At 73.1% G+C, this 25,813-nt stretch carries 25 protein-coding genes and 3 tRNA genes; 15 read left to right on the top strand and 13 right to left on the bottom strand.

Annotated features, from left to right (window positions below):
• Positions 1-4: 4 nt before the first annotated feature.
• From IEZ13_RS17435 to IEZ13_RS17400, 8 genes are read right to left on the bottom strand one after another with little or no spacing between them, the layout of a single operon-like run.
• Entirely contained in the window at positions 5-649 is a 645-nt protein-coding gene (locus IEZ13_RS17435) for a DUF6390 family protein (RefSeq protein ID WP_183218728.1), read from the bottom strand.
• 7 nt (positions 650-656) lie between these two features.
• Positions 657-1,706 carry a hydrogenase expression/formation protein HypE gene (hypE, locus tag IEZ13_RS17430; protein ID WP_183218727.1) on the bottom strand — a complete coding sequence of 350 codons (1,050 nt, stop codon included), beginning with the start codon at positions 1,704-1,706 and terminating at the stop codon, positions 657-659.
• Entirely contained in the window at positions 1,703-2,794 is a 1,092-nt protein-coding gene (gene hypD, locus IEZ13_RS17425; RefSeq protein WP_183218726.1) for a hydrogenase formation protein HypD, read from the bottom strand. The genes hypE and hypD overlap by 4 nt, the downstream gene beginning before the upstream one ends.
• Positions 2,781-3,032 carry a HypC/HybG/HupF family hydrogenase formation chaperone gene (locus IEZ13_RS17420; protein ID WP_183218725.1) on the bottom strand — a complete coding sequence of 84 codons (252 nt, stop codon included), beginning with the start codon at positions 3,030-3,032 and terminating at the stop codon, positions 2,781-2,783. Before IEZ13_RS17420 ends, hypD begins: the two co-directional genes overlap by 14 nt.
• Positions 3,032-5,506, bottom strand: coding sequence for a carbamoyltransferase HypF (hypF, locus tag IEZ13_RS17415; protein WP_183218724.1), 2,475 nt, complete (start codon positions 5,504-5,506; stop codon positions 3,032-3,034). The genes IEZ13_RS17420 and hypF overlap by 1 nt, the downstream gene beginning before the upstream one ends.
• Positions 5,507-5,511: 5 nt before the next feature.
• A complete protein-coding gene (locus IEZ13_RS17410; RefSeq protein WP_203833695.1) occupies positions 5,512-5,964 on the bottom strand; it encodes a hydrogenase maturation protease in 453 nt (150 codons plus the stop codon).
• A complete protein-coding gene (locus IEZ13_RS17405) occupies positions 5,961-7,190 on the bottom strand; it encodes a hypothetical protein (protein WP_183218723.1) in 1,230 nt (409 codons plus the stop codon). Before IEZ13_RS17405 ends, IEZ13_RS17410 begins: the two co-directional genes overlap by 4 nt.
• Positions 7,187-8,956 (bottom strand): nickel-dependent hydrogenase large subunit, encoded by a 1,770-nt coding sequence (locus IEZ13_RS17400; RefSeq protein WP_183218722.1) that lies wholly within the window; start codon positions 8,954-8,956, stop codon positions 7,187-7,189. The genes IEZ13_RS17405 and IEZ13_RS17400 overlap by 4 nt, the downstream gene beginning before the upstream one ends.
• 121 nt (positions 8,957-9,077) lie before the next feature.
• On the opposite strand from IEZ13_RS17400, the gene IEZ13_RS17395 reads away from it, so the two are divergent.
• Positions 9,078-9,407, top strand: coding sequence for a hydrogenase maturation nickel metallochaperone HypA (locus IEZ13_RS17395; RefSeq protein WP_183218721.1), 330 nt, complete (start codon positions 9,078-9,080; stop codon positions 9,405-9,407).
• Between the two features lie 2 nt (positions 9,408-9,409).
• On the top strand, positions 9,410-10,072 hold the full coding sequence (gene hypB / locus IEZ13_RS17390; RefSeq protein ID WP_183218720.1) for a hydrogenase nickel incorporation protein HypB: 663 nt from the start codon (positions 9,410-9,412) through the stop codon (positions 10,070-10,072).
• On the opposite strand, the gene IEZ13_RS17385 is transcribed toward hypB, so the two are convergent.
• The 3 genes from IEZ13_RS17385 to IEZ13_RS17375 all read right to left on the bottom strand — a co-directional run bounded on the left by IEZ13_RS17385 (position 10,014) and on the right by IEZ13_RS17375 (position 11,983).
• Positions 10,014-10,238, bottom strand: coding sequence for a hypothetical protein (locus IEZ13_RS17385; protein WP_183218719.1), 225 nt, complete (start codon positions 10,236-10,238; stop codon positions 10,014-10,016). The genes hypB and IEZ13_RS17385 overlap by 59 nt on opposite strands.
• 10 nt (positions 10,239-10,248) lie before the next feature.
• A complete protein-coding gene (locus tag IEZ13_RS17380) occupies positions 10,249-10,857 on the bottom strand; it encodes a hypothetical protein (RefSeq protein ID WP_183218718.1) in 609 nt (202 codons plus the stop codon).
• 202 nt (positions 10,858-11,059) lie between these two features.
• Positions 11,060-11,983 (bottom strand): NADH-quinone oxidoreductase subunit B family protein, encoded by a 924-nt coding sequence (locus IEZ13_RS17375; protein ID WP_183218717.1) that lies wholly within the window; start codon positions 11,981-11,983, stop codon positions 11,060-11,062.
• Between the two features lie 76 nt (positions 11,984-12,059).
• Between IEZ13_RS17375 and IEZ13_RS17370 the strand changes: the two genes are divergently transcribed.
• Positions 12,060-12,575, top strand: a complete 516-nt coding sequence (locus IEZ13_RS17370; RefSeq protein WP_183218716.1) for a helix-turn-helix domain-containing protein — start codon at positions 12,060-12,062, stop codon at positions 12,573-12,575.
• On the opposite strand, the gene IEZ13_RS17365 is transcribed toward IEZ13_RS17370, so the two are convergent.
• Complete coding sequence (locus IEZ13_RS17365) at positions 12,536-13,042, bottom strand: DUF4386 domain-containing protein (protein ID WP_183218909.1); 507 nt, start codon at positions 13,040-13,042, stop codon at positions 12,536-12,538. The two genes, IEZ13_RS17370 and IEZ13_RS17365, sit on opposite strands and share 40 nt — an antisense overlap.
• An 18-nt stretch (positions 13,043-13,060) precedes the next feature.
• On the opposite strand from IEZ13_RS17365, the gene IEZ13_RS17360 reads away from it, so the two are divergent.
• From IEZ13_RS17360 to IEZ13_RS17340, 5 genes are all read left to right on the top strand, one after another.
• Positions 13,061-13,690, top strand: coding sequence for a TetR/AcrR family transcriptional regulator C-terminal domain-containing protein (locus IEZ13_RS17360; RefSeq protein ID WP_183218715.1), 630 nt, complete (start codon positions 13,061-13,063; stop codon positions 13,688-13,690).
• Positions 13,691-13,736: 46 nt separating this feature from the next.
• Positions 13,737-13,809: transfer RNA gene (locus tag IEZ13_RS17355), tRNA-OTHER, on the top strand.
• A gap of 32 nt (positions 13,810-13,841) precedes the next feature.
• A complete protein-coding gene (locus IEZ13_RS17350; RefSeq protein ID WP_183218714.1) occupies positions 13,842-14,936 on the top strand; it encodes a leucine-rich repeat domain-containing protein in 1,095 nt (364 codons plus the stop codon).
• Positions 14,937-15,047: 111 nt separating this feature from the next.
• Entirely contained in the window at positions 15,048-16,796 is a 1,749-nt protein-coding gene (locus IEZ13_RS17345; RefSeq protein WP_183218713.1) for an ankyrin repeat domain-containing protein, read from the top strand.
• Entirely contained in the window at positions 16,793-18,502 is a 1,710-nt protein-coding gene (locus IEZ13_RS17340; protein WP_183218712.1) for an ankyrin repeat domain-containing protein, read from the top strand. The genes IEZ13_RS17345 and IEZ13_RS17340 overlap by 4 nt, the downstream gene beginning before the upstream one ends.
• Before the next feature lie 49 nt (positions 18,503-18,551).
• Here the strand turns inward: IEZ13_RS17340 and IEZ13_RS17335 are convergent, their stop codons facing one another.
• On the bottom strand, positions 18,552-19,190 hold the full coding sequence (locus tag IEZ13_RS17335; RefSeq protein ID WP_183218711.1) for a GAP family protein: 639 nt from the start codon (positions 19,188-19,190) through the stop codon (positions 18,552-18,554).
• A 118-nt stretch (positions 19,191-19,308) separates the two neighbouring features.
• Between IEZ13_RS17335 and IEZ13_RS17330 the strand changes: the two genes are divergently transcribed.
• The 7 genes from IEZ13_RS17330 (at position 19,309) to IEZ13_RS17300 (ending at position 25,790) form a co-directional block, all read left to right on the top strand.
• A tRNA-Gln gene (locus tag IEZ13_RS17330) sits at positions 19,309-19,384 on the top strand.
• A gap of 81 nt (positions 19,385-19,465) precedes the next feature.
• Positions 19,466-20,845: an ankyrin repeat domain-containing protein gene (locus IEZ13_RS17325; RefSeq protein WP_183218710.1), complete on the top strand. Its 1,380-nt coding sequence runs from the start codon at positions 19,466-19,468 to the stop codon at positions 20,843-20,845.
• Between the two features lie 62 nt (positions 20,846-20,907).
• A tRNA-OTHER gene (locus IEZ13_RS17320) sits at positions 20,908-20,982 on the top strand.
• Between the two features lie 140 nt (positions 20,983-21,122).
• Positions 21,123-22,559, top strand: coding sequence for an ankyrin repeat domain-containing protein (locus IEZ13_RS17315; protein WP_183218709.1), 1,437 nt, complete (start codon positions 21,123-21,125; stop codon positions 22,557-22,559).
• Positions 22,559-23,737, top strand: a complete 1,179-nt coding sequence (locus IEZ13_RS17310; RefSeq protein WP_183218708.1) for an AAA family ATPase — start codon at positions 22,559-22,561, stop codon at positions 23,735-23,737. The genes IEZ13_RS17315 and IEZ13_RS17310 overlap by 1 nt, the downstream gene beginning before the upstream one ends.
• Positions 23,727-25,037 (top strand): vWA domain-containing protein, encoded by a 1,311-nt coding sequence (locus tag IEZ13_RS17305; RefSeq protein WP_229794751.1) that lies wholly within the window; start codon positions 23,727-23,729, stop codon positions 25,035-25,037. The genes IEZ13_RS17310 and IEZ13_RS17305 overlap by 11 nt, the downstream gene beginning before the upstream one ends.
• A gap of 48 nt (positions 25,038-25,085) precedes the next feature.
• Positions 25,086-25,790: a hypothetical protein gene (locus IEZ13_RS17300; RefSeq protein ID WP_183218707.1), complete on the top strand. Its 705-nt coding sequence runs from the start codon at positions 25,086-25,088 to the stop codon at positions 25,788-25,790.
• Positions 25,791-25,813 lie beyond the last annotated feature (23 nt).

Raw genomic sequence — 25,813 nt, 5'->3', positions numbered from 1 at the left:
GCGCTCAGAGCCAGCCCCGGAGCTGGTCACGCAGGCGGGCGTCGTCCGCCTGCGTGACCACGTCGCAGACCCAGTCCCAGTGCAGGGTGACCCGGTCGCCGACGGTCAGCTCCGGCAGCAGCGACCGCTCCCACCGCACCTGTTCGCTGCGGAAGTCCCCGACGGCCAGCGTCCCGTCCCGCCACGCCAGGGCGGGTGAGTGGACGACCGCGCGGGAGCCCCGCACGGAGAAGACCGTGCCGGTGCGGATCCGGCAGCGGTCCAGCACCGACACCGCGTGCGAGCTGCCGGTGCGGCGCAGCAGCGACAGCCACGGGTACACCTCGAAGACGTGGAAGCTGTGGTGGGCCATGGCCCGCGACCCGCGGTACTGTCCGGCGAACCGGGAGCGGAGTACCGCGGCCAGCGCGTCGCCGTCGACCCGGTCCAGCAGCGTCCCGCCCAGCCAGTAGGCCGCCACCACCCGTTCGTCGAGCGGGTCGGCGATGCCCGCCGAGGAGGCGATGAAGCAGAGGTACGCCCACGCGCCCTCGAAATCACGGGCCCGCCGTCCCAGCTCGGCCGGCGCCACCCCGTCCGGCCCGCAGTAGCCGAGCTCGTTCGGTGGGAACGCGTAGCGGGCGAACAGGGCAGCCCCGGCATCGCTCATGATGAGGTCAGCAGATCCGGGGGAGTTGTTCGCCGATCGGCATCGAGATCACCCGGGTGCCGCCCAGCGCGGTCCGCGCCACCACCATCCCGGGATGGTCGGCCACGCACGTCCCGATCCGGCGGGCGCCCGTCCCGTACGGGTGGGCCCGCATCGCCGCCAGCACGTCGTCGGCCTGATCCGCATCGACGAACGCCACCAGCCGCCCCTCGTTGGCGACCTGCAACGGGTCGAGGCCGAGCAGATGGCAGGCGTCGGCCACCCCGTCGGGCACCGGCAGGTCCCGTTCGGTCAGCTCCACCCCGACCCGCGCGGTGGCCGCGATCTCGTTGAGCGCCGCGGCCAGCCCACCCCGGGTCGGATCGCGCAGCACGTGCAGGTCGGCGCCGGTGGCCAGCATGGCGGCGACCAGCCCGTGCAGCGGCGCCGTGTCGCTGGCCACCGTGGTCCCGAACTCCAGGCCCTCCCGGCAGCTGAGCACCGCCACCCCGTGCCGGCCGAGATCCCCGCTGACGAGCACGGCGTCGCCGACCGTGGCGCGGCGCGGCTCGATCTCCACCCCGTCCGCCACGACACCCACCCCGCTGGTGGTCAGGTACACCCCGTCGCCGTTGCCGTGGCCGACCACCTTGGTGTCGCCGGTGACCAGCCGTACCCCGGCCGCGGTGGCCGCCGCGCCCATGGCCGCCGTGATCCGGCCGAGGTCGGCGAGCGGCGTGCCCTCCTCGAGGATGAACGCCGCCGACAGGTAGAGCGGGGTGGCTCCGGCCATCGCCAGGTCGTTGACGGTGCCGTTGACGGCCAGGTCGCCGATCGAGCCGCCGGGGAAGAACATCGGCTGGACCACGTACGCGTCGGTGGTGAACGCCAGTCGCGCCCCGCCCGCCTCGACGACCGCGCAGTCCCGGTCGGCGGTGCCGCCGGCGTCGCCGTACCCCGGGACGATCAGATGCCGGACGAGTTCCGCGGACATCGCGCCCCCGCCGCCGTGCCCGGCGACCACGTGGGGGGTGTCGCGCAGCGGCGCCGGGCAGGACCAGCCCTCGAAGTCGATCATCCGGCGACCCTCCGGTACGTGTAGTACGCCGCGCAGGCCCCCTCGGACGACACCATGGTCGCGCCGAGCGGCTGCCGCGGCGTGCACACCCGGCCGAACGCCGCGCACTCGTGCGGTTTGATCAGCCCCTGGAGCACCTCCCCGGACCGGCACAGCGCCGATTCGGCGGCATGCACCCCGGTCACGTCGAACCGGTGCTCGGCGTCGAAGTCCCGGTACCGGTCGGTGAGCCGCCAGCCGCTGCCCGGGATCGTGCCGATGCCCCGCCACGCCCGGTCGGTCACCTCGAAGACATCGGCGAGCATCTGGCGGGCCACCGGGTTCCCGGTCTCGGGGACCGCCCGCGGGTATGCGTTGCGGGTCTCGTGGCGGCCCTGTTCGAGCTGGACGATCGCCTGCCGGATGCCCTCCAGCACGTCGAGCGGCTCGAACCCGGTGACCACGATCGGCACGCCGTACTTCTGCGACAGCGACGGATACTCGGACGTGCCCATCACGCTGCACACGTGTCCGGCCGCCAGGAACCCCTGCACCCGGCACCGCGGCGACTCCATGATCGCCGAGATGGCGGGCGGCACCAGCACGTGCGACACCAGCAGCGAGAAGTTGCGGATCCCGAGCCGGCGCGCCTGGTGCACGGTGAGCGCGTTGGCCGGGGCGGTCGTCTCGAACCCGATGCCGAAGAACACCACCTCACGGTCCGGGTTGTCGCGGGCGATGCCGAGCGCGTCCAGCGGCGAGTAGACGACCCGGACGTCGGCGCCCGCGCTCCGTACCTCGAACAGGTCCCGCCCGCTGCCCGGCACCCGCAGCATGTCGCCGAACGAGCAGAAGATCACCCCCGGCCGGGCGGCGATGGCCAGCGCCTTGTCGATCACCGACAGCGGGGTGACGCAGACCGGGCAGCCCGGCCCGTGGATCATCTCGACGCCGTCCGGCAGCAGCTGGTCGATGCCGTGCCGGATGATCGAGTGGGTCTGCCCGCCGCACACCTCCATGAGCGCCCACGGCCGGGTGGTCGCGGCGTGGATCTGCCGCAGCAGGCTGCGGGCCAGGTCCGGGTCGCTGAACTCGTCAAGGTACTTCACCGAACTCCTCTTCCAGCAGGCCCAGCCGGGTGAACTCGTCGAGGGTGCGGCGCGCCGACTCCTCGTCGAGCCGTTGGATGGCGAAACCGACGTGCACGATCAGGTATTCGCCGGGCGCCGCGTCCGGCACGTACTGCAGGCACACGTCCTTGCGCACGCCGCCGAAGTCGACCTCGGCCATCGGCGTGCCGTCGACCACGCTCACGCGGACCACCCGCCCGGGCACCGCGAGGCACATCAGCGGGCGCCCGCGACGGCCAGCTGGCCCAGGGCGATGCCACCGTCGTTCGGCGGCAGCAGCCGGGGCCACAGCACGGTGAAGCCGCGGTCGCGCAGCTCACGGACCGCGCCGGTGAGCAGAATCGTGTTCTGGAAGACGCCGCCGCCGAGCGCCGCCACGCCGAGGCCGGTCCGCTCCCGGCAGCGCTGCGCCTGGGTGACGATCAGGTCGATCACGGCGGCGTGGAACCGGGCGCCGATCAGGGCGGCCGGCACCCCGGCCAGCACGTCGGACGCGACCGCGCGGATCAGCGGGCCGGGATCGGCGGCGCCCGCCTCGTCGATCTTCCAGGGGTACGCCGTACCGCACGAATCCCGGCTGAGCCCCTCCAGGACCAGGGCCGCCTCGCCCTCGTACGTCACGTTCTGCCGCACCCCGGCGATCGCCGCCACCGCGTCGAACAGCCGCCCCACACTGGACGTCGGCACACACGCCAGCCCGGTACGCAGCTGATGGGCGAGGATCTCCCGTTCCGCCTCCGGGCAGGCGGCCACCGGGGGCAGCGCCGGATCCCACGGCACCCCGGCCGACCGCAGGTGCGACAGGGCCATCCGGTAGGTACGGCGTACGCTCGCGTCCCCACCGGCCAGCGGAACGTAACCGAGGTGCCCGGCCCGCTCGAAGCCGGCATAGCCCGCGATGAGGATCTCGCCACCCCAGATCGCGCGATCGGTGCCGTAGCCGGTCCCGTCGAACGCGATCCCGATGACCCGCTCGTCCGCGCCGAGACCGTGTTCGGCCATCACCGCGGCGATGTGCGCGTGATGGTGCTGCACGGTCCGCACCGGGCGGCCGCCCGCGTTGGCCCGCGCCCAGCATCCCGACCGGTAGCCCGGATGCTGATCGGTGACCAGTGACTCCGGCTCGATCCCGGTGATCTCACCGAGATGCGCCGCGAGGGTGTGCAGAGCCTCGACAGTGGACAGATCGTCCATGTCGCCGATGTGCTGGCTCACCCACGCCGACCGTCCGGAGGCGACCGCGCACGTGTTCTTCGCGTCGGCTCCGGCCGCCAGCGACGGCCCGACCGGGAACGGCAGCGTCACCGGCATCGGCGCGTAACCGCGGGCCCGCCGCAGGATCACGTCGCCGCGCACCACCGAGTCGTCGCACGGCACCCGGATCTCCCGGTCGTGCCGCAGCCACGCGTCGGCCAGCCCGGCGAGCCGCCGCAGCGCCTCCGCGTCGTCGGTCACGATCGGCTCGCCGGCCACGTTTCCCGAGGTCATCACGAGCACGTCCGGGCCCGGCGGGTCGCCCGGCAACCCGAACAGCAGCACGTGCAGCGGCGTGTGGGGCAGCATCACACCGACGTCCGGGCTGTCCGGCGACACCTGGCCGGCGAGCCCGTCGCCGGGCCTGCGCGGGACCAGCACGATCGGGCGGCGGGCTCCGGCGAGCAGGTCACGGTCGCGGTCGGTGAAAACCCCGATCTTGTACGCCGTGAGCGCGCCCGCCACCATCACGGCGAACGGTTTCCCGCCCCGCCGTTTGCGCCTGCGCAGTTCGGCGACCGTGTCCGCGTTGCGGGCGTCGCACACCAGGTGGTAGCCGCCGAGCCCCTTGACCGCCACGATCCGCCCGGCGGCCAGCAGCGCGCGGGCCCCGGACAGGGCGCCGGCGCCGGTCATCGGCCCGGGGATCAGTTCCAGGCGGGGGCCGCAGTCGTGGCAGGCGATCGGCTGGGCGTGGAACCGCCGGTCGGCCGGATCCTCGTACTCGGCCCGGCACCGCTCGCACATCGGGAAGCGGGCCATCGTGGTGGCCGCCCGGTCATAGGGCAGCCCCGTGATGATCGTGTAGCGGGGCCCGCAGTTGACGCAACTGATGAACGGGTGCCGGTGGCGCCGCCCGTCCGGATCACGCAGCTCGCCGAGGCAGTCGTCGCAGATCGCCACGTCCGGCGCGGCCAGGGTGCGGGCCGGGCCGCACGTGGACGCCTCGATCCGGAACCCGGAGGTGCCGCGGACCTCCTGCTCCAGCTCCTCGACCGCGGTGATCACGGCGAGCGGTGGGCCCTCGCGCAGCCGCACGCCGTACTCGTGGACCGCGTCCGGGCAGCCCTCCACCTCGACGGCCACCCCGTCGGCGGTGTTCGTCACCGATCCGGCCAGGCCCAGCCGGGTGGCCGTGGTGTATGCGAACGGCCGGAACCCGACGCCCTGCACCAGCCCGGACACCGCGAACCGGCGGCGGACCGTCCGGGCCTGCCCGGCCAGCTCCAGGCCGCGCAGCGCCTGCCCGGCCCGCTCCGCGTCGATGATCTCCACGGCGAACCCGAGATGGATCAGCACCCAGTCGCCGGGCTCCGGCGGCGTCTCCAGCATGCCGATGTTGACCGGCCGGCGCGCCCCGATCACGTCCACGCTGGCCAGCTGCCCCTCTACTCCCGGCAGGATCTCCACCACCCGCCCGGGGATCCCGAGACACACCCCGGTCACCCCCGTGCCGGTGTGCTGATCAGGGCGCGGACCGTGGCGACGGCCTCGGGGACGGCGGCGGCGACCGGGGCGGAGAGGCCGATGCGCTCGTCGACGGTGACGACCCGGCAACCCACCACGTAGGTGCGGGGCAGGGCGACGCCGAGCCGGGCCACCGCGGCCAGCACGGCGAGCGGGTCCATGGCGTGGCCGTCGAAGCCGCCCGTGCCGACGTCGGCCGGGTCCACTTCGAGGACCTCGACGGCGCCCGGAACGCCCGGGGGCAGGGCGTCGACGAGGATCAGCGTGTCGTGGCCGTCGACGTCGTGTGCCAGGTGCAGGCCACGGATGCCGTAGTCGGCGGCGCGCACCCCGTCCGGCAGCGGACCGGCGGCCAGCCGCCGCGCCACCTCCGGCCCGAACCCGTCGTCGCCCAGGAACACGTTGCCGATGCCGGCGATCAGGATCACGACACCGGCTCCAGCTCGTCCGGGGCGAAGTACAGGTAGCGGCCGTAGCCGTCGTGCAGGTCGGCGGCCGGGTCGTCGAGCAGGACGACGGCCACGTGGGTGCCGCCGTCGACGTCCGTGATCACCTCGTTGACCAGGGCGATCCGCCCGGCCAGGAACAGGTCCTGTGCGTCGGCGCGGCGGGCCGGGCGCAGCCGGACCAGGGTGCCGTGCGTGATCGTCCGGGCGTCGATGCGGGTGCCGTGCGTATTCGCTTCGGCGTCGATGCGGGTGCCGTGCAGGCTGAGCAGCGCGTCGTCGTCGAGTGCGTCGCAGCGGTCGACGATCGCGGCGGCGCGCGGGTCGGTGGCGCGGGCCTCGGCCTTCTCGTGGTCGGTCATGGTTCGCACCCTCATCGTCAGCAGCTCGTCGATCTCACATCCGTCGAACAGGTCGCCGGGACTGCGCTCGGCCAGGCGCGGATGGTCGTACAGGATGATCGGGGCGCCGAGCAGCAGCCGGGTCTCCCCGGGCGGTCCGGCCAGCACCGGCCAGCAGCGGTCCTGCCGGCAGCGGCGCGCCGCCGGGATCGGCTCGCGCACCGACACGAACTCCGCATCGTGTGCCTCCACCATCAGGTGCGCGGCGATCAGCGAGTGCCGGGTCGCGCTTTCCCTTTCCGGTACGCGCTCCGCGTGCTCGTTCGTGACGGAGACGGTGAGCCGCAGCAGCCCGTCGTCGGCCTGTGCCGAGGTGCGGACGCGGGCGGTCAGCGGCCACCGGCGGCGGACCACCCGCCCCACCGGCCGCCCGTCGCCGTCGTGGACCGGTTCGACGTCCTCGCCGCCGGGCACACTCACCGGGAACTCGGCGTCGCCGTGCACCGGCAGGTCCGGCAGGGTGATCTCCCGTTCCACGGCCTCGTCCCAGCTCAGCAGGGTGGTGCCGCCGACCCGGAGGCGTTCGGCCGGTTCGTGGTCGTCGCCGCGGCGCCGCTGCACCTCACGGGACTGGAGCTGGAGGAACCGCAGGCGGACCGTGATCCAGCCGGCCCCGTCCGGGGTGAGCAGGCACTGCATCGACATCTCCGGCGGTTCGGCGAACGCGGCCGGCACGGCGTGTGGCGGCCCGAGCACCCCGAACTGCCAGCGGGAGCGGTTCTTGGCGGCCCCCGCCCGGTACGGGTAGAGCAGGTAGCCCTCGTAGAGGACGGTGTCGGCGACGGCGCGGACGCTGTCGAGGCTCATGACATACCCGCCCCGGCGGACTGGGTGGGGGAGTGCAGCACCTCGATCTTCTTTCCGCCGCCCAGGTACATGTGCACGCCGCAGGGCAGGCAGGGGTCGAAGCTGCGGACCGTACGCATGATGTCGATGCCTTTGAAGTCGTCGCGGCCGTTCTCCTCGAAGATCGGCTGGCCCTGGACGGCGTCCTCGTAGGGGCCGGGGGTGCCGAAGCTGTCGCGGGGGCTGCCGTTCCACGGGGTGGGCGGGTAGGGGTGGTAGTTGGCGATCCGCCCGTCCCGGATGACCATGTGGTGCGACAGGGCGCCGCGCACCGCCTCGGAGAAGCCGCAGCCGATCCCCTCGTCGGGCACCTCGTAGGGCTCCCAGGTGCGGGTCCGGCCGGCCCGGATCTCGGCGAGCGCCCGCTCCGCGAAGTGCAGGGCGCAGGCGGCCGCGTACGCCTGGAAGTAGGTTCTGGCCCGGTTGCGTTCCAGGGTGTTGCTCCAGCGGGGGATCCGCCACTCGAACTCGACCGGCCCTTTCAGCGCGGTCTTGGGCAGGCTGATCCGGACGCCGTCGCCGGTGGCGCGCACGTAGCCGAAGTCGACGGTCCCGGCCAGCGCGGTGCTCCAGAGCCGGGCCAGCGGGCCGCCGCCGGTGTCGAGGGCCAGATAGTCCCTGCCGTTGAACCAGCGCGGCGACATCACCCAGCTGTACTTTCCGTCCAGGTCGCGTTTCTGCGGGCGCGGGATGGTGTGCTGGTTCCACGGGTGGCGGCGGTCCACCGGATTTCCCAGGGGGTCGGCCGTCACGAACATCTCCTGGTCCTCCCAGTCGTCGTAGTACGACGAGCCGAGCAGGATCCGGATCCCCAGGTTGATCTTCACGAGGTCGGTGGTGACCAGTTTTCCGTCGACCACGATGCCGGGCGTGACGAACATCCTCCGTCCCCACGCGGCCATGTCGGCGTACCGGAAATCGCAGTGTTCTGGATCTTGAAACGATCCCCAGCAGGCCAGCAGCACCCGGCGCTCGCCGACGTGCTCGTAGCCGGGCAGCGCCGTGTAGAAGAAGTCGAACAGGTCGTCGTGCATCGGCACGGACCTCTTCATGAACTCGACGTAGCGCATCAGCCGGGTCAGGTAGTCGGTGATCAGCTGGCTGCTCGCCTGCGTGCCGACCCCGCCGGGGAACAACGTGGACGGATGCGGGTGGCGGCCCTCCATCAGGCAGAACATCTCCCGGGTCAGGCGGCTGACCTGGAGCGCCTCCCGGTAGAACTCGCCGGTGAACGGGTTCAGCGAGCGCATGATGTCGCCGACCGTGCGGAAGCCGTGCTCGCCGGCGTGCGGCGCCGCGGTCCGGTTGGCCAGTTCCAGCACGCCCGGGTTGGTCTCGGCGACCATCCGCTCGCAGTAGTCCACCCCGACCAGATTCTCCTGGAAGATGTTGTGGTCGAACATGAACTCGGCCGCCTCGCCCAGGTTGACGATCCACTCGGCCAGCGCCGGCGGCTTCACTCCATAGGCCATGTTCTGCGCGTAGCAGGAGCAGGTGGCGTGGTTGTCGCCGCAGATCCCGCAGATCCGGCTGGTGATGAAGTGCGCGTCGCGGGGGTCCTTGCCCTTCATGAAGACCGAGTAGCCGCGGAAGATCGAGCTGGTCGAGCGGCACTCGGCCACCACCCGCTGATTGAAGTCGATCTTCGTGTAGATGCCGAGGCTGCCGACGATCCGAGTGATCGGATCCCAGGCCATGTCGACCAGTTCGCCCGGGTCAGAACTCATGTCGCCTCTCGGGTTTCACTTTGGTGTGACGCCGCTAACAGCGTTCTCCGGGCCGTGTAAGACTGTCAATCCGCGCCACCTGACCGGGGTACAGCGTCATCAACGCGGGAGACGAAGCGCCATGCACGAGCTGGCGATTGCCGAGAACATCGTCGACACGGTCTGCACACGCGCCGCCGGACGGCCGGTGCGGCGGGTCACCGTCCGGATCGGAGCGCTCACCGCGGTCCTGCCGGACGCCATGCGGCTCTGCTGGGACCTGGCCGCCACCGGCACCGCCGCGCACGGCGCCGCCCTCGACCTCGACCTGCGCCCGGCCGTGGTGTTCTGCCGCGCCTGCCGCACCGATCAGCGGCTGCCCGACATGATCCCGCTGTGCCCGTGCGGCAGCGCCGACGTCACCGTCACCACCGGCCGGGAGCTGCACATCGTGTCGATGGAGGTGGCCTGAGAATGTGCTTCGACGATCGCCCGGTCGTCACGGTCACCCTCGAGGAGCGGGTGCTGGCCCGCAACGACGACCTGGCGCGGGCCAACCGGGAGCTGCTGACCGCCCGCGGGATCCGGGCGATCAACCTGATGAGCTCACCGGGCTCGGGCAAGACCACCCTGCTGGAGCGGACCGTACGGGAGCTCCGGCGCCCGGTCGCGGTGATCGAGGGCGACCAGCGCACCCCGCTCGACGCCGACCGGATCCGCGCGGCCGGCGCCCCGGTGGTGCAGGTCAACACCGGGGCCGGCTGTCACCTGGACGCCGCGATGACCCGGCGGGCGCTGGACGACCTCGACCCGCCGCCCGGCTCGCTGCTGTTCGTGGAGAACGTCGGCAACCTGATCTGCCCGTCGCTGTTCGACCTCGGTGAGCACGCGCGCGTGGTGATCGTGTCGGTCACCGAGGGGGCGGACAAGCCGCTCAAGTACCCCTACATGTTCGCGGTGGCCGACCTGGTCGTCATCAACAAGACCGACCTGCTGCCGTACGTCGACTTCGACGTGGACGCCTGCCGCCGGCACATCGCCGCGGTGAACCCGGGCGCGACGACCCTGACGGTCTCCGCTACCCGAGGCGAGCACCTGCCGGACTGGTATGCGTGGCTGACCGACGGCGCCGGGTGAGCAACCGCATCGCGGGCTTCTCCACGAAGGTGAACAGCATCCAGGCGACCAGCAGCGACCCGGCGACCGAGGCGGCGATCACGCCCAGGGCGGGCAGCGGATCCCAGCCCACACCGTGGCGCTCCAGCAGGCGCAGCACGTTCTGGACCAGCGCCACGTGCACCATGTAGAACAGATCACATTTCCGCGTACGGATGCAACGCTTCTCGACGGTGCCAGACCGGCAGCAGGCCGGCGCCGAACGGCGTGTGCTGGACCCGCAGGACCCGGTCGGCGTGCAGCCGGCCGCTGAGATCGGCCGCGATCGCGTGCCGGCCCGCGGTGTGGGTGATGAGGATCGGCAGCACACCGTCGAAGAGTGAGCCGGCCACTATCGCGGCGTTGCCGCGCAGCCAGTCCTCGCCGTGGTGGGCCGGCAGGACCATCATCCGGCGCCGGGGGAGCAGCCGGGCCAGGCCGGTGATCAGGGTGTCGGCGTCGGCCCAGCCGACCACCAGCAACAGTCGCCCTTCCGCGAGACCGGCCAGCCCGTCCAGCACCCCGGCCGCGTCGCCGTCGGACAGCACCACGACGGTGACCGGCCCGCCCTCCTCCTGCGCGTCCCACCAGGCACTCTCCGGCTCGCGGTAGAACGGCGCCCGGTAGACCGGCTCCCGGAACCGGCCGGGAACGACACACGGCGACGGCCGTCTCGGTGAACGCCGGTCGAGCACGTGGACACCGGCCCACCGGCCGGAATTGTGTGCCGCCAGGGCCCGGTGCGCGGAGATTCGTCGCCAGAACACTGTGTCGCTCCTAGGGGGATCCGTGAGACGCCGGACTACGGCGTGGTCCTGACGCTGCCCGAGCCCGGCGCCACGCGGCCAGACCCAAGGCTGTCCACCCACCTCTGACCGGCCTACCGGGTCGTGTTCTCCCTGCTCACAGCCTTGACCGGACAGTTCTGTCCGGGGGTTGTCACGGCGCTTGCGTCTTTCGGGTGACCGGTCATTCGCCCGCGACCCGCAGCGTGTAGCCCCGCAGCGTCTGCTCCAGCGGGACGAACACCGGCGCCGGCGGGTCCTCGGCGAACGGCCGGAACTTGTCCGGGAACCCGGGCATCGTGCAGCCGATGCAGATGCCGCCCACGTTGGGGCAGCCGCCCACCCCGTTGATCCAGCCCCGCTTCGCCACGTTGCACCGCACCACCTGGCCCCAGCAGCCGACCTTCACGAGGCACGACGGTGAGCCCTGCCCGGCCGCGAAGTCGCTCTGGTCGTAGAAGGAGGCCCGGTCGCAGCCCGAGTGCACGGTCGACTCGAACAGCCGGCGCGGCCGCAGCTCCTCGTCCAGCTCCAGCGGCGGACCGTCGCCGGCCACGTGCATCACCAGGTGCATGAGCGTCTCGGTCAGGTTGTCCGGCAGGGTGGGGCAGCCGGGCACGCACACCAACGGCACCCCGTCCCTGGAGCGCCAGTCCCACCCCAGGTGGTCCGGGACGCCCATCGCCCCGGTCGGGTTCCCGGCCATGCCGTGGATCCCGCCGTACGACGAGCAGGTGCCCGCCGCCAGGATCGCCGACGCCCGCGGGGCCAGCCGGTCCAGCCAGTCGGCCGCGGTGATCGGCTGCCCGGTCCGCGGATCGTTGCCGAACCCGGACCAGTAGCCGGCCGTCTTGTTCCCCTCGTCCGCGATCGACCCCTCGACCACCAGGACGAACGGCTCCAGATCCCCGCGGGCCGCCCGGTGGAACCACTCCATGAACGGCGGCCCGTTCTGGAAGTCCAGGTACGGCCAGTGCAACTCGATCGGCGGCACTCCGGGCAGCGCGCCCAGCACCAGATCCTCGATGCTCGGCTGGGTGGCCGCGGTGATCGCCACCGACTCGCCGTCGCAACTGAGCCCGCCGTTCATCCAGAGGACGTGCAGCATCGGTTCAGCGTAGGTGCGGAACCACCGGATCCGTTGTCACTCGTTCGGGTATCGCGGGTTTCCGTACCATCGGTACGTGCCGTCCCCGGATGTCGAGATCCTCCCGCTCACCGTGGTCGCGCAGGCGTTCCCGGCCCGCCCGTCGGCGCTGCCCGACGTCCGGGCCTTCCTGCGGCGGCAGCTCACCGGCACGCCGGTGTCCGACGAGGACGTGCGCAACCTTTGCGAACGCGTCGCCGACGTGCTGCTCGAGGCCGCCGGGGTGAGCCCCTCCATCCAGGTGTCGCTGCGGATCTTCCCGTCCGGCGCGGAGATCGACGTGCTCAGCTCGTCGGCCGCGCCGTCCGCCCCCACCGTGACGAAGGCGCCGCGGCCGCCCGCCCACGGGGCCCGGGTGACCGTGCCGGCGACGGCGTCGTTCGCCGCCTGGTTCGCGGCGCGGCTGCGGGCCGAGGGGCTGACGCTCGAGGCGGCGGCCCGGCGCCTCGAGGTGTCCACCAAGACGGTCAGCCGCTGGGTGTCCGGCGCCACCGAGCCGCGGTTGCGCGACTTTCACCGGATCAGGTCGGCCTTCGGGGAACCGCCGCTCTGACGCTCCTTGACCCCGACGATCAGCAGGTAGCCGACCATCCAGAACTCGCCGATCGAGGCCGGGACGGCCAGCAGGTCGGCGATCGCGGTCGCGTCCGGGGCCACCGCCTTGACCAGCGCGATGAGCACGTAGCCGGCGCCGCCCGCGATCAGCACCCAGCCGAGCGCCCGCGGCATCCAGCCGGTGGTCAGCACGGCCGTGCCCATCGGGATGAGCCAGAGCCCGAAGAAGATCGCGCCGACCGACCACAGGTTCGTGCTGATCAGGAACAGGGTCGTCGTGGTGGCCGGATCGGTCGCGGCCGCGGTGCCCAGCATCGCCGCGCTGATCAGGATCACCACCGCGTTGGCCAGGCCGAACGCCGAGACGCCGGCAGCGCTCACCGGGTCGGCGGTGCGGAACAGCCGGTAGAACCAGGCGGCGGTGAGCGCCTGGCTGAGCACGACGAGCAGTTCGAAGAGGACCACGGCGTTGGTCAGCGTGGGATGGTCGGCGACGGCCGCCCCCTCGTCGAGCCGAGGGCCGCCGTCACGATCGCCGACACCGACGGGCTCGCCGCGGTGACGATGCGCCGGATCGGGGCCGACCTCGGCGTCGAGGCCATGTCGCTCTACCACCATCTGCGCGGCAAGGACGCCCTTCTGGACGGCGTCGCCGAAACCCTGGTCGCCGAGGTGCTCGACGCGGTCGGCCGGGCCGGCGGCGGGGACTGGCGGGCCCGGCTGCGCGGCCGCTTCCTCGCCGCGCGGGAGGTGATGCTGCGCCACCCGTGGGGGCCGGGGCTGCTCAACTCGCGACAGTCGGTGCCGTTCGGCGTCTACACCTACTACGACGCCATCCTCGGCACGCTTGTCGAGGGCGGATTCACGTACCGGCTGGCGCACCGGGCGCTGCACGCCTTCGGCAGCATGCCGCTCGGCTTCGTCCAGGAGGTGTTCAACGCCCAGGCCGGCGCCGGCGACGACCTGAGCGCGGTCGCCGACGTGCTGCCGCACCTGACCGCCATGGTCGCCAGCGAGACGCACGAGGCCGAACTCGGCTGGTGCGACAGCCGGGTCGAGTTCGAGTTCACTCTGGACCTGCTGCTCGACGGACTGGAGCGCCTGCGCGCCTGAGCCCCGCTCGGAAATGTCGGTGGGGTCGCGTATGCTGCGGCGCGGCGAAGTTGTAGCGCAGAGGTCGTCGCGCCTTGGCATCGAGCAGGAGGACGCCGGTTCGAATCCGGCCGGCTTCGCCGCCTGACCACCACCGCGGGGAGGCGTCGGCATGATCATTCGATGCCCGGCCATCAACGATCCGGATCGCGGCCTGGCCGATCCGGGCGACTTCGACGGCATCCTCGGCCGCCTCGCCGCCCCCGAGCCGATCACCGCGCCCGAGGAGTTCGCCCGCGGCCTGCTCCGCCCCGACGGCCGCGTCGACCTGTGCAAACAGGGCCTCGGCCCGGAGCAGGCGGCCCGCGTCACCACCGTCGCGGCCGCCTCCCCCCACCGCACCCACCTGCTGCTCGGCACCAACGGGCTCGGCGCCGACGGCGCCCGCGCGGTCGCCGGAGCGCTCGCCCCCGGCCACCGGATCAGCACCCTCTACCTCGGCTGCAACCGGATCGACGCGAACGGCGCCGGCGCCCTCGCCGACCAGCTCGCCGCCGACGGCACGGTCCGCGCCCTCTGGCTCAAACGCAACCCGATCGGCGACCAGGGAGTGGCGCGGCTCGCGGCCGCACTCTCCGAGAACACCACCTTGCGTACGCTCGACCTGGTCAACACCGGCCTGACCGCCGCCGGTCTGGAGCCACTCGCCGACGCCCTCGCCGCCCGGCCGCCCGGCATGCAGCGCCTCTTCCTCGGCGGGAACGGCCTCGGCCCCGACGCGGTCGGCGTCCTCACCAGACTCGTCCGCGAGGGCGGCGTCCGCGAGCTGTTCCTCGCCGTCAACCACCTCGGCGACGCCGGCGCCGCCGCCCTGGCGGAAAACCTGTCGGGGTCCGCGATGACCCTCGGCCTGGGTGGCAACGGCATCACCCGCATCGCCCCGATCGCCGCGCACCTGCGCGCGTGGACCGCCCTCGACCTGGCCCGGCCACCGTCCGAGCGCGCCCTCGGCGGCCGCGCCAACGAGGTCGGCGACACCGGCGCGGCCCTGCTCGCCGAGGCCCTGCCCGGCAGCTCCCTGAAACGGCTCGACGTGCGGTTCACCGGCGTCACCGGCCGCGGCGCCCGGCTCCTGCTCGCCGCCGGCGCCCACCTCGACCACCTGGGCCTCAACGGCGGCGTCCCCCGGCGCATGCGACGGCAGGCCCCGAAGACCACCACCCCACCACACGAGGACATCAACGCGATCGTGAGCGTCTACCGGTGACCGAGCAGCCACGCCGAAGCGCGTCCCGCCTCACCCACCGCATACCGGTGACCCGATGAGCGGGCCGTCCGGCTCGTTTCCGGGCCGGCCGCCCACGGGGGAGGCGGCGCGATGAGCGGCACCCTGACCGAGTGGGCGCGGATCCGCCGCTACGCCCTGCCGGAGTGGATGATCGCCGAGTCCACCGAGGCGCGGGAGCGCGGCGACTGGCGGGCCGCCTGCGAGGCCGCCCGGATCGACGCCGACCTCGACGACGAGGGCGCCGAGCTGGCCCGCCATCTCGCGCCCGACCTGCTGCGCTGGCACCTGCCGCGGGCCCTCGGTGGCTACACGACACTCGCGCCCCAGCGAGAGTACGTGCTGGTTCCGGACGGTCCGGTCGATCAGGACACGCTCACCCTGGTGGTCGACGCGCCGGTGTCGCTGATCGGATCGCAGCGGCTCACCCTGAAGGCGGTGCGCGGCGCCCACCTCGGGCAGGAGAGCTACCTTCCGCTGCCCACCTACCTGTGGGACGCCCGCCACGCCGGTGAGCTGCGGTTCGCGCTGGGCGGCTCGGCGGAGCGGATGCCCGGGTTCACGCCGGTCGGCGAGCCGCTGCCCGATGCCGAACTCGGCACGTGGGGCGACGCGCCGGCGCTGGCCGAGCGGGTGCGGCTGGCACCCACCCTGGCCGCGGCGTTCACCACGGCCGGGCTTCTGGTCACCGACGAGGACGGGGTCGGCTGGGCGCGCCAGGGCGACCTTGCGGGCGTCGATCCGCTGCGGGTGGCGTTCGACGCCCGGCAGCTCACCGCGAAGTACGGGCAGGCCACCTGGGCGCTGTGGGCCGACTACCGGTGGTACCTGCGGGTGAAGGCCGGCGACGATCGGATCCGCGTCGCCTGGAAGAAGTCCGACCGCGGCTGGTCCGACCCGATGCGGCACGCCCCGCGCCTGCACCGCGACCTCACCCGGTATTCGCCCGACCTCGACCTGGTGCGGGCGGGCCGCCTCACGCCCGCCGACCTGCATCCGCTCGTCCGGGCCGCGCTGTTCCCCGCCCACTCCTCCACGACCGCCTCCGGCACGCCGCCTCGGTCCCCGGCCCCGCCGGCCCTCTCGCCGTCCGCCTCGTCCGTCCTCTCGCCCGGCGACCCGGTGGCGGCTTCGCCGGGTGTCCCGCCGTCCGCTTCGCCTGCTGATTCGCCCGTCGCCTCGCCGCCGGTTTCGCCCGTCGCCTCGCCGCCGGTTTCGTCCGTCGCCTCGGTGGGGGCGGAGATCATCCGGGTGCGCTGCCGGGGTGAGTGGCATCGGGTCGACCTGGTCGGTGGGCGGTTCGAACTGCCCGCGCACAGTGCGGAGGAGCGGCAGCGGGAACGCGCCATGCGCGCCTTCGGTGGCGCGGTGACCGGCTGTTTCGCGGCCGAGCAGGCCTGGCGCGGCACCGGCGGCCGCCTCCCGAAACGGATTCGCGCCCACCGCAAGGACCTGTGGCTGCGCATGATCCACGGCGGGACCCGGGTCGTCCTGGAACTGCTCGACGCCGGCATGGACCCGCACCTGCGGGACAGCCGTGGCCGCACCCTGATGCACCGGGTCCGCTCCTTCGACCACACCCGCCTGCTGCCCCGGCTGGTCGCCGAAGGGCTCGACGTCAACGCCAAGGACCTGGAGGGCAGCACACCGCTCTACCTCGCGGTGGTGCACCGGTGGCCGGCCGACCTGATCCGGGCGCTGGTGGACGCGGGCGCCGACCCGCACCTGCCCAACCAGGACGACATGTCGGTGATCGACTACTTCGACGAGGCGCTGGACTACTTCGAGGATCTCCCACCCGAGTTCGTGGCCGCCGTCGAGTACGTCCGCAAGAAAGCGTGACCGAACTTCCCCAGTGGCGGCGGATCCGGGCGTACGGCGTACCGGAAAGAATGATCGAAGAATGCGCCGCGGCACGGGCGAAAGGCGACTGGCAGGCCGCGTGCGTGGCCGGTGAGATCGACCTCGTCCCCGGTCCGGAGCGCCTTCCGGAGGAGCTGCTCGCCGGGTTCGCGCCCGATCTGGTGCGCTGGCACCTGCCGCGGGCGCTCGGCGGGCACACCACGCTGGCCACCGGCATCGAGTATGCGCTGGCCCCGGACGGTCCGGTCGGCCCGGACACCGTCGTGCTCCGGCTGACCGCGCCCGCGTCGGTGCTCGGGTCCCAGCGGTTGCGGCTCGGCGCCGTCCGGATGAGTGACCTCGGCGAGCCCGGGGTCGTGCGGCTCGCCCCCTGGCAGTGGGACGCCCGGAGGGCCGGTGAGCTGCGGGCCGCGGTCGGCGGTGACCAGCGGCGGGTTCCGCGGTTCGGGCCGGACGGGGACCGGCTTCCGCGGGCCGAGCTGGGGCTTCGCACCGACCGGCCGGGGCAGGCCGAACGGGTCCTGCTGGACCGCGGCACCCCCGAGGCGTGGGACGCGGCCGGAATCGTCGTGGACGGCGACTTCACGGACCCCTACTTCGGCCAGGCGGTCGGCAGGCTCCGGCGCACGGCCGCGGCCATCGATCCATTGCGGCTGCACCTCGAGGTACGGCGGCTCGCCGAACAGTTCGGGCAGCCGTCGTGGGCGTTGTGGTACGACCGGTCGCGGGCGCTGCGGATCGACGTCGACGGGGACGCCGTCCAGGCCACCGCGGTCGAGGCGAACTGGTGGGAGCAATCGGCGCCGATCCGCCTGCTGCCACGCCTGCACCCCGCGCTGCTGCGCTCGCCGGTCGACCTCGACCTGGTCTGGAATGGATTGCTCACACCGTTTCACCTGCATCCACTCGTACGATCAGCGTTGTTTCCGACGACCGGGGCCGCTCCCGTCCCCTCGCCCGCCTCGCCGGGGGCCGGTTCGCTCGCCTCACCCCTTTCATCGCCGCGGGGCAGGGCGGCGTCCCACTCCTCTTTCTCGCGTTTCTCGCGGGTGGAAGCGGCCCGGGTGCGGTGCGGCGGGCGGTGGCATGTGGTGGAGAGCCGGGACGGGCGTCTCGTTCTGCTCGCCCATGACGACGCTGAGCGGCGGCGGGAGCGGGCCATGCGGGCCTTCGGCGGGACGGTGACCGGGTGTTTCGCCGTCGAACAGGCGTGGACCGGGAACGCCGGGCGGCTGCCGCGACGGCTGCACGCCGTACGCGATGACCTTTGGCTTCGGATGGTGCACGGCGGTAGCCGGGTGGTCTTCGAACTGCTCGACGCCGGGATGGACCCCGACCTGCGCGACGGGCGGGGCCGTGGCCTGATGCATCTGCTCCGGTCCTTCGACCATGAGCGGCTGCTGCCGCGGCTGCTGGCGGCGGGGGCCGACGTCGACGCCCTCGACCGGGAGGGCAGCACGCCGCTCGCCACCGGTGTCGCTCTGGGCTGGCCGCTCGGCCTGATCAAGGCGCTGGTCGCGGCCGGGGCGAATCCCGGTTGCCGGGCATACAACTACCGGGACCTCACCCTTCTCGAAGCCGTCGAGTTCCAGGATCAGATGCGGTCCGAACCCCGGCCCGCGGAGGCGCTCGCCGTGATCGACTTCCTCAAGGGGCACGTAGGATCGCCCGCGACGGAGTCGTAGCGCAGAGGTCGTCCACTCGCCCGGCGATGGACGCCCCGGCGAAGGCGGGCTATTTGAGCAGGTCGGACACGACGATTGTCACGAAGATCAGGATGACCGCCTCGCTCACCAGCCACGAGTGCTCGTTGGCCCAGTCCCGGGCCTTTGGCAGCACCGTCACCGCGCGCTGACCGAGCACGAGCAGGATGATCAGCGGCAACGCCAGCAACAGTAGCGTCAGAGCCAGGAACGGCAGCAGGTGCCACCAGGGTTTGTCGTGGCCGGCGAGGCTTCCGGTGACCGCCACCATGGTGGCCTCGTCGCTGGGCATGGCGATGACCAGCAGAAAGCCCAAGCCGAAGGCGAAGCGAGGGCTGGCCGCCTGCAACGTGTTCATCCACTTCGGAGGCCGGCTCCGCTTGCGGCGGACGAAGACGATCACCATCAGCGCCAGCAGCGCGGCCAGCACCACCCAGTCGATCAGGTGACGAGTACCGTCAGGCTTGCCCTGGCCGCCTCCCGTACCTCGTACGACGTGAAAGGCGAAATGCCAGACGGTCAGCCCGATGAGCCCGGCGAGCCCGGCCCCACACAGGTAGGCGAGCGAGCTGCGCCTCGCCTCCTGGCTGGAGGCGAGGAAGATGGCGGTGATGATCTGCGGGCCGGCGATCATCACCACCGAGAGCAACAGCACGCTCAGCCAATTCACCGCTTCCCTCCTTCGGGGCTCATCCTCCCCAAGCGGAGCCCGTCCCGGACGTCGTTTGCCCGATCAGGTCCCGTGCGCGGCCAAAGTGTCGGTGGGTCGCCGTATGCTCCGGCGCGGCGGAGTCGTAGCGCAGAGGTCGTCGCGCCTTGACTGCACGCAGGAGGACGCCGGTTCGAATCCGGTCGGCTCCGCCACCTCAGCAACGACACGGGGGTGGACCGATTTCTGCACTGGGAGACTGGCGGATCGTCCGCCGCTACGCGGTCCCCGACTGGATGATCGCCGCGTGCACGGAGGCCCGGGAGCGCGGCGACTGGCGGGCCGCCTGCGCCGCGGCCCGGATCGACGTCGCGTTCACCGACGCCGGGCCGGTCGCCGGGCTGCTGGCCGGGTTCGCGCCCGACCTGCTGCGCTGGCATCTGCCGCGGTCGTCCAGCGGAAACGGCGCCCTGGCCACCGGGATGCGGTTCCTGCTGGCCCCGGACCGGCCGATCACACCGGACACCTGGGTCCTCGTGGTGCGCTCGCCCCGGTGGGTGACCGGGACCCAGCGGCTCACCCTCGAAGCGGCGCGTGCCGGGGATCTGGGGGAGGGGCTGGTCTTCCCGTTTCCGCCCTACCTGTGGGACGCCCGCCGATCCGCCGAGCTGCCTGCGGCGGGTGGAGCTGCGAGGCTGCGCGGGGCCGGGGCGATCGATCTGTGGGCCTCGGCCGGGTGGCTGATCGACCACGCGGACGCCCGTTCCTGGCCACGGGACGGCCGGGCCATTCTGGACGAGGCGGATCCGTGGGTGGCCGCGCGCACCCTACGATGGATCGCGGACCGGTTCCGGGGCTGGTCGTTTCCGGTGTGGGCCGACGGTCACCGGCCACCCTCGCGGTGCGTCCGGCTCGAGGTGGCGGGGGAGCGGACCGGGATCACCCGGTCGCTGTTGGACCCACCCCAGCCGGGGATGACGCCGGCGCGACCATGCCTGCATCCGGTGCTGCTGCGGCAGCCGGTGGAGATCGAGCTGGTCGCGCGAGGGCTGATCCCGGTTCGGGACGTGCATCCGCTGGTTCGGGCGGCGCTGTTCCCGGATGTTCCGGTCGATTCCGGGCCGCCTCGGCGGCACGCCCACGAGGTGCGGGTCAGGGTTCGCTGCGGCGGGGAGTGGCACTGGGTCGGCCTTCGCGGCAACCATCTCGACCTGCTCGACCACACCGGCGCCGACCGGCTGCGGGAGCAGGCGCTCCGCGCCTTCGGCGGGTCGCTCGCCGGATGTTTCCGGGCCGAATCCGCATGGTACGGAGGTGAGGGCGCCGTGCCACGCGGCCTTATCGAACACCGGCGCGACCTGTGGCGGCGGATGGAGCACGGCGGCAGCCGAGTGGTGCTGGCCATGCTCGACGCCGGGCTCGACCCGCACATCCGCGACGGTCAGGGGCGGACCCTGCTGCACCGGATCCACCTGTTCGACCACGAGGAGTTGCTGCCCCGACTGCTCGCCGAGGGCCTCGACGTCAACGCCGTCAGCCGGCGGGGCTGGACGCCGATGTGTGAGGCGCTGGTCCACTCCGCTCCGGCTGAGCTGCTCCAGGCGCTGAACGCGGCTGGCGCGTACCCTCAGCTCTCTTTGACCGATCCGGCCGAGTGGGCCGCCTCGCCCGCCTGACGCCGGGGCGGATCGCGGCCCCGGCGGAAATGTCGTAGGGCTCGCGTATGCTCCGGCGCGGCGAGGTCGTAGCGCAGAGGTCGTCGCGCCCGGCATCAACCGGGAGGACGCCGGTTCGACTCCGGTCGGCCTCGCCACCTGGGGATTCGCGGCACGGGGGAGGAGCCGGCGTGATCGGGACGAGTCATGGGGTGGGGGCGTCCCGGTGAGCCCGCACCGTGACCGGCTCGAGCTGTCCGATGGGGAGCGCATCCGAAGGTATGCGGTTCCCGGTTGGATGATCGCCGAGTGCACCGCGGCCCGGGAGCGTGGCGACTGGCGTGCGGCGTGCGAGGCGGCCCTGATCGACGTCACCTTCGACGACGCCGGGCCGGTCGCCGGTCTGCTCGCCGGGTTCGCGCCCGACCTGCTGCGGTGGCATCTTCCGCGGGCCATGGGCGGCGCCGTTCATCTGGCCGGCTGGCGGAGCTACCTGCTGGCCGGGGACGGGCCGGTCCGGCCGGACACCATGGTCCTGTTGGTCCGGACGCCCGAGACCGAGAACGGGGCGAACCGTCTGACTCTCGACGCGGTGCGGGCCGGCGACATCGAGGGGCGTTCGATCTGCCCGCTCCCGCCGTACCTCTGGGATGCCCGCCGGGCAGCCGAGCTGCCGCACACCGGGGCCGCCGGTCCCGCCGACAGCGACGCGGCCCTGGCCGCGGCCTGGACCACGGCCGGCTGGGAGCTCGACGAGGACGGCTTCCGCGCCTGGCGCCGATGGCATCTCTCGCTGCTGCGCAGCCTGGATCCGGTGCTGACCGCCCGGGAGCTGCGCCGGGTCTCGGCGCAGTTCGGCCACCGGTCGTGGGCGTTGCAGGGCCGCTGGGACATCAGCGAGCTGCGCCTGCTGGCGTCCGGTGACCGGATCCGGGTCACCGTCCCGGCGAAGCGGCCGGAGGAGACGAGCGGGCCGGAGTTGCGGCTGCTGCCCGACCTGATGCGCCCGCCGATCGACCGGGCGCTGATCGAGGCCGGCCGCCTGGACCCGGCCGACCTGCATCCGCTGGTTCGCGACGTGCTGGCGCCCGGGGTGACGGGAGATCCCGACCCGTCGCTCGTGCCCGCCGGGCTTCTCGACGAGCGGGTGTTCCGGGTCCGCTGCCGCGGTGTCTGGCACTGGGTGTCGGTCCGCTCCGGCCGGCTCGCGCTGCCCGAGCACAGCGACGACGAGCGGCAGCGTGAGCTGTCCCTCCAGGCGTTCGGCGGGGAGATCGGCGGCTGCTTCAAAGCCGACCTGGGCTGGCACGGCCATGCACGGTGGCTGCCGAGAGCCCTGCGGGAGCACCGCCGGGACCTGTGGCTGCGGCTGGAGTCGGGCGGCCCGCGTGTGGTCACCGCACTGCTCGACGCCGGGCTCGACCCGCGGCTGTGCGACGGCGGCGGCCGGACCCTGGTGCACCTGCTGGGCGCGTTCGGGGATCCCGCGGTGCTGCCCCGGCTGCTGGCCGCCGGTCTCGACGTGGACGCCCGCGACCGGGAGGGCGTCACGCCGCTGTTCGAGGCGCTGACCCGGCGGTGGCCGGTCGAGCTGATCACCGCTCTGGTCGATGCCGGCGCCGACCCGCGGCTGCCGGTGCAGGGCGTTTCGCCGTTGAAGTACCTCAAGACGCTCAGGAAACGGGACATGACTCCCGGCCTCACCGCCGCGCTGGCCTACCTCAGGAGGAAATGATGACGACCGGGCTCGACGCCGCCGACGAGCTGCTGCGCCAGATCAGGGTCACGCGGACCGAGCCGGTCACCGACCACCGGGCCGCCGCGCTGGCTCTCTGTGTCGCCGCGAACCTTCCGGTGCTGCTCTGGGGCGAGCCGGGCATCGGCAAGTCGGCGACCCTGGCCCAGCTCGCCGAGGGCCTGGACGCGCCGATGGAGACGGTCATCGCCAGCGTGCACGAGCCGTCCGACTTCGCCGGCCTGCCCATCGTCGGCGACGACCCGGCCGTTCAGGGTGTGCCGATGGCGCCGCCCGACTGGGCGGTCCGGCTCGCCCGCCACGGGCGCGGCCTGCTCTTCTTCGACGAGCTGTCGTCGGCGCCGCCGGCCGTGCAGGCCGCCCTGCTCCGGGTGGTGCTGGAGCGCCGGGTCGGCAGCCTGGTCCTCCCCGACGAGGTGCGGATCGTGGCCGCCGCGAACCCGCCGTCCAGCGCCGCCGACGGCTGGCATCTCAGCCCGCCGCTGGCCAACCGGTTCGTCCACCTGCACTGGGCGCACGATCCGCGGGTCGTCGCCCGGGGTCTGTCCGGTGTGTGGCCGCGGATCGAGGTGCCGGCCGTGTCGCTGGACCGGGCGCCCAGCGCGCTGGCCCGGGCCCGTGGTGTGATCGCCGGCTTCCTGACCGCCCGCCCCGGCCTCACCCACCACCTGCCCACCGACGCCGAGGCGCGCGGCGGCGCCTGGCCTTCCCCGCGGACCTGGGACATGGCCCTGCGCCTGCTGGTCTTCCACTTCTGCGCCGGCACCGGGCGGGAGGCGCTGGCCACCGCGATCATCGGCGCGGTCGGTGACGGTCCCGGCCTGGAGCTGACCACCTACCTCGACGAGCTGGACCTGCCCGACCCCGAGCGGGTTCTCGCCAACCCGGCCGCGTTCGCCCTGCCCGACCGGGGTGACCGCCAGTTGGCGTTCCTGACCGCGGTGGTGGCCGCCATCGAGGCCTCGGTGACCCGGGACCGCTGGGAGGCGGGCTGGACCGTGCTCGCGAAGGCCGTCGACGCCGGGGTCCCGGACGTGGCCGCCCGGGCCGCCTTCGACCTGGCCCGCATGCGTGATCCGAAGTGGCCGGTCCCGTCGTCGATCGACGCCTTCCTGGACGTTCTCACCGCTTCCGGGATGCTGACCGGTGGCGCCTGACCCGACCCCTGCTGCTCCGGCGCTCGACGACCCGGAAGCGGTGGCACCTGTTCAGGACCCCGTCGCCTCGGGGCATACCGACCCGGAAGCGGTGGCGCCGGCGCGGGAGCGGGCGGCGGAGGCGGCCCGGCGGCTGGACCGGACGAAGCTGCTGGCCGCGCGGCTCAAAGCGGCCGGCGGCCAGCCCTATCTGGCGTCCGCCCTCTACAGCCTGACCGTGGTGCCGAGCCTCGGCGTCCCCACGATGGGTGTGGACAGGCACTGGCGTTGCTATGTGAATCCCGGGTTCGTCGAGGCCACGCCGGTCCACGAGCTCGCCGCCGTCTGGGTGCACGAGGTCGCCCACCTGCTGCGGGACCATCACGCGCGGGCCGCGCTGCTCGTTCCCGGGTACCGGCACGATCACCAGCGGGTCAACATCGCCCAGGACTGCGAGATCAACGACGATCTGTCGTCGCTGCCGTCGGGCGCCATGCGGCCGGAGATGTTCGGCCTTCCCGATGGGCAGCTGTTCGAGCAGTACGTGCCCGGCATCCCGGCGGGTCACCGGCACCACGAGTGCGGCTCCGGAGCGCACGGCCGCCCGCAGCCGTGGGAGTCGTCGGACGCCGCCCGGGTCAGCCCGGTCGAGGCGGCCGCGATCCGCCGGCAGACCGCGCAGGAGCTGCGGGCCCAGGCCAAGGCCCGGGGCCGCATCCCGGCGGGGTGGCGTCGCTGGGCGGACGAGATCCTGCAACCCACGGTCGACTGGCGGCGGGCTCTCACCGGCGCCGTCCGGGAGGCCGCGTCCTGGGCCTCCGGGGCGGTCGACTACACCTATCAGCGCCCGTCCCGGCGTGGGGCGGCCGTTCCCCGCGTGGTGCTGCCCAGTCTGCGCCGCCCGATGCCGCGGGTGGCGGTGGTCGTCGACACCTCCGGTTCGATGGGCGACGACGAACTCCGTGCGGTGCTCGGTGAGGTCGCCGGCGTGCTCCGTGCGGTCGGCATCGGCCGCAACCGGGTCGCCGTGCTGGCCTGTGACGCCGACGTGCACGCGGTGCGCCGGGCCGCCACGGTCGGTGACGTCGTCCTTGCGGGCGGCGGCGGCACCGACATGCGGGTCGGCATCGACCAGGCGCTGAAGGGACCGGAACGACCACACATCGTCATCGTCCTGACCGACGGCTACACCCCGTGGCCGGAGGCCCAGCCCGGCCAGGTCCGGGTCATCGCCGGCGTGATCGGCGAGGGCGGCGACGACCCACCGTCCTGGATCGAGACCATCCGCATCCCGCTGGAGACCGGCGCCGTCGGACGCTGACGGCCCGGACGGTGACGGGCGCTCGGGGGTAGCGCCTACGATCGCGGGATGCGCAGGCGCCGATGGATCATCGCGGGGGCCGTCATCGGGACGCTCGGCCTGTCGGCCGTGGGGGTGGCGGTGGCCGCGCCCGCGGTGGCGGCGGTCGCCTGCCCGCAGTGCTACGGCCTGTCCTCCCTGGGCGACGGCGTCTATGCCGAGGCCGCCGACGGCACCTCCGAGGACGCCTACCGGCGGATGATCGCGGCGGCGAATCAGCGGGTCGCGAGCTTCTACGGTGGCCGCACGTCGAGCCCGCGCGTCCTGATCTGCGCGACCACCGACTGCTACCACCGCATCGGTGGCGGCGCCGAGAAGGGGCGAGCCCTGCGTACCTGGGCTCTGATGCTCTCCCCGGCCGGCGCGGACGAGACCATCGCGGCGCACGAGCTGGCGCACACCGAGCTGCGGCAGCGACTGGGCGACGCCATCGGCCAGGTGCCGTACTGGTTCAACGAGGGCCTGGCGGTGCTGGTCTCCGGCGATGCCCGCTACCTGAGGGCGGAGGGCGAGGCCGACCGCTGCCGGATGCCCTACGACGAGGCGGTCCGGGTGGCCGAGCAGAGCCGCGATCAGGCGACCGAGCGCACCTACATGCAGGCCGCCTGCGTGGTCAGCCGCTGGGCCGGCGCGCGGGGTGGACCGGCCGCCGTGTCCACGCTGATCGACGACCTGCGCGCCGGGAAGTCCTTCCCGGACGTGGTTCGGATCTGACCTCCGAAGCCGTCGCGGGGCCG

Origin of the sequence: Actinoplanes campanulatus (genome assembly GCF_014647795.1) — a bacterium.
Taxonomy (GTDB): Bacteria; Actinomycetota; Actinomycetes; order Mycobacteriales; family Micromonosporaceae; genus Actinoplanes; species Actinoplanes campanulatus.
This window is presented reverse-complemented; position numbering and strand designations above follow the sequence as displayed.

What these genes read in the sequence shown, in the direction of transcription:
- IEZ13_RS17300 (WP_183218707.1), top strand. Translation starts at nt 25,086, where the DNA reads ATGCGCAGGCGCCGATGGATCATCGCGGGGGCCGTCATCGGGACGCTC.
- IEZ13_RS17385 (WP_183218719.1), bottom strand. Translation starts at nt 10,238, where the DNA reads ATGGTGCACGTGGCGCTGGTCCAGAACGTGCTGCGCCTGCTGGAGCGC.
- IEZ13_RS17400 (WP_183218722.1), bottom strand. Translation starts at nt 8,956, where the DNA reads ATGAGTTCTGACCCGGGCGAACTGGTCGACATGGCCTGGGATCCGATC.
- IEZ13_RS17325 (WP_183218710.1), top strand. Translation starts at nt 19,466, where the DNA reads ATGATCGCCGCGTGCACGGAGGCCCGGGAGCGCGGCGACTGGCGGGCC.
- IEZ13_RS17310 (WP_183218708.1), top strand. Translation starts at nt 22,559, where the DNA reads ATGACGACCGGGCTCGACGCCGCCGACGAGCTGCTGCGCCAGATCAGG.
- IEZ13_RS17350 (WP_183218714.1), top strand. Translation starts at nt 13,842, where the DNA reads ATGATCATTCGATGCCCGGCCATCAACGATCCGGATCGCGGCCTGGCC.
- IEZ13_RS17405 (WP_183218723.1), bottom strand. Translation starts at nt 7,190, where the DNA reads ATGAGCCTCGACAGCGTCCGCGCCGTCGCCGACACCGTCCTCTACGAG.
- IEZ13_RS17345 (WP_183218713.1), top strand. Translation starts at nt 15,048, where the DNA reads ATGAGCGGCACCCTGACCGAGTGGGCGCGGATCCGCCGCTACGCCCTG.
- IEZ13_RS17375 (WP_183218717.1), bottom strand. Translation starts at nt 11,983, where the DNA reads ATGCTGCACGTCCTCTGGATGAACGGCGGGCTCAGTTGCGACGGCGAG.
- IEZ13_RS17315 (WP_183218709.1), top strand. Translation starts at nt 21,123, where the DNA reads ATGATCGCCGAGTGCACCGCGGCCCGGGAGCGTGGCGACTGGCGTGCG.
- hypB (WP_183218720.1), top strand. Translation starts at nt 9,410, where the DNA reads ATGTGCTTCGACGATCGCCCGGTCGTCACGGTCACCCTCGAGGAGCGG.
- hypE (WP_183218727.1), bottom strand. Translation starts at nt 1,706, where the DNA reads ATGATCGACTTCGAGGGCTGGTCCTGCCCGGCGCCGCTGCGCGACACC.
- IEZ13_RS17360 (WP_183218715.1), top strand. Translation starts at nt 13,061, where the DNA reads ATGGTCGGCGACGGCCGCCCCCTCGTCGAGCCGAGGGCCGCCGTCACG.
- IEZ13_RS17435 (WP_183218728.1), bottom strand. Translation starts at nt 649, where the DNA reads ATGAGCGATGCCGGGGCTGCCCTGTTCGCCCGCTACGCGTTCCCACCG.
- IEZ13_RS17395 (WP_183218721.1), top strand. Translation starts at nt 9,078, where the DNA reads ATGCACGAGCTGGCGATTGCCGAGAACATCGTCGACACGGTCTGCACA.
- IEZ13_RS17420 (WP_183218725.1), bottom strand. Translation starts at nt 3,032, where the DNA reads ATGTGCCTCGCGGTGCCCGGGCGGGTGGTCCGCGTGAGCGTGGTCGAC.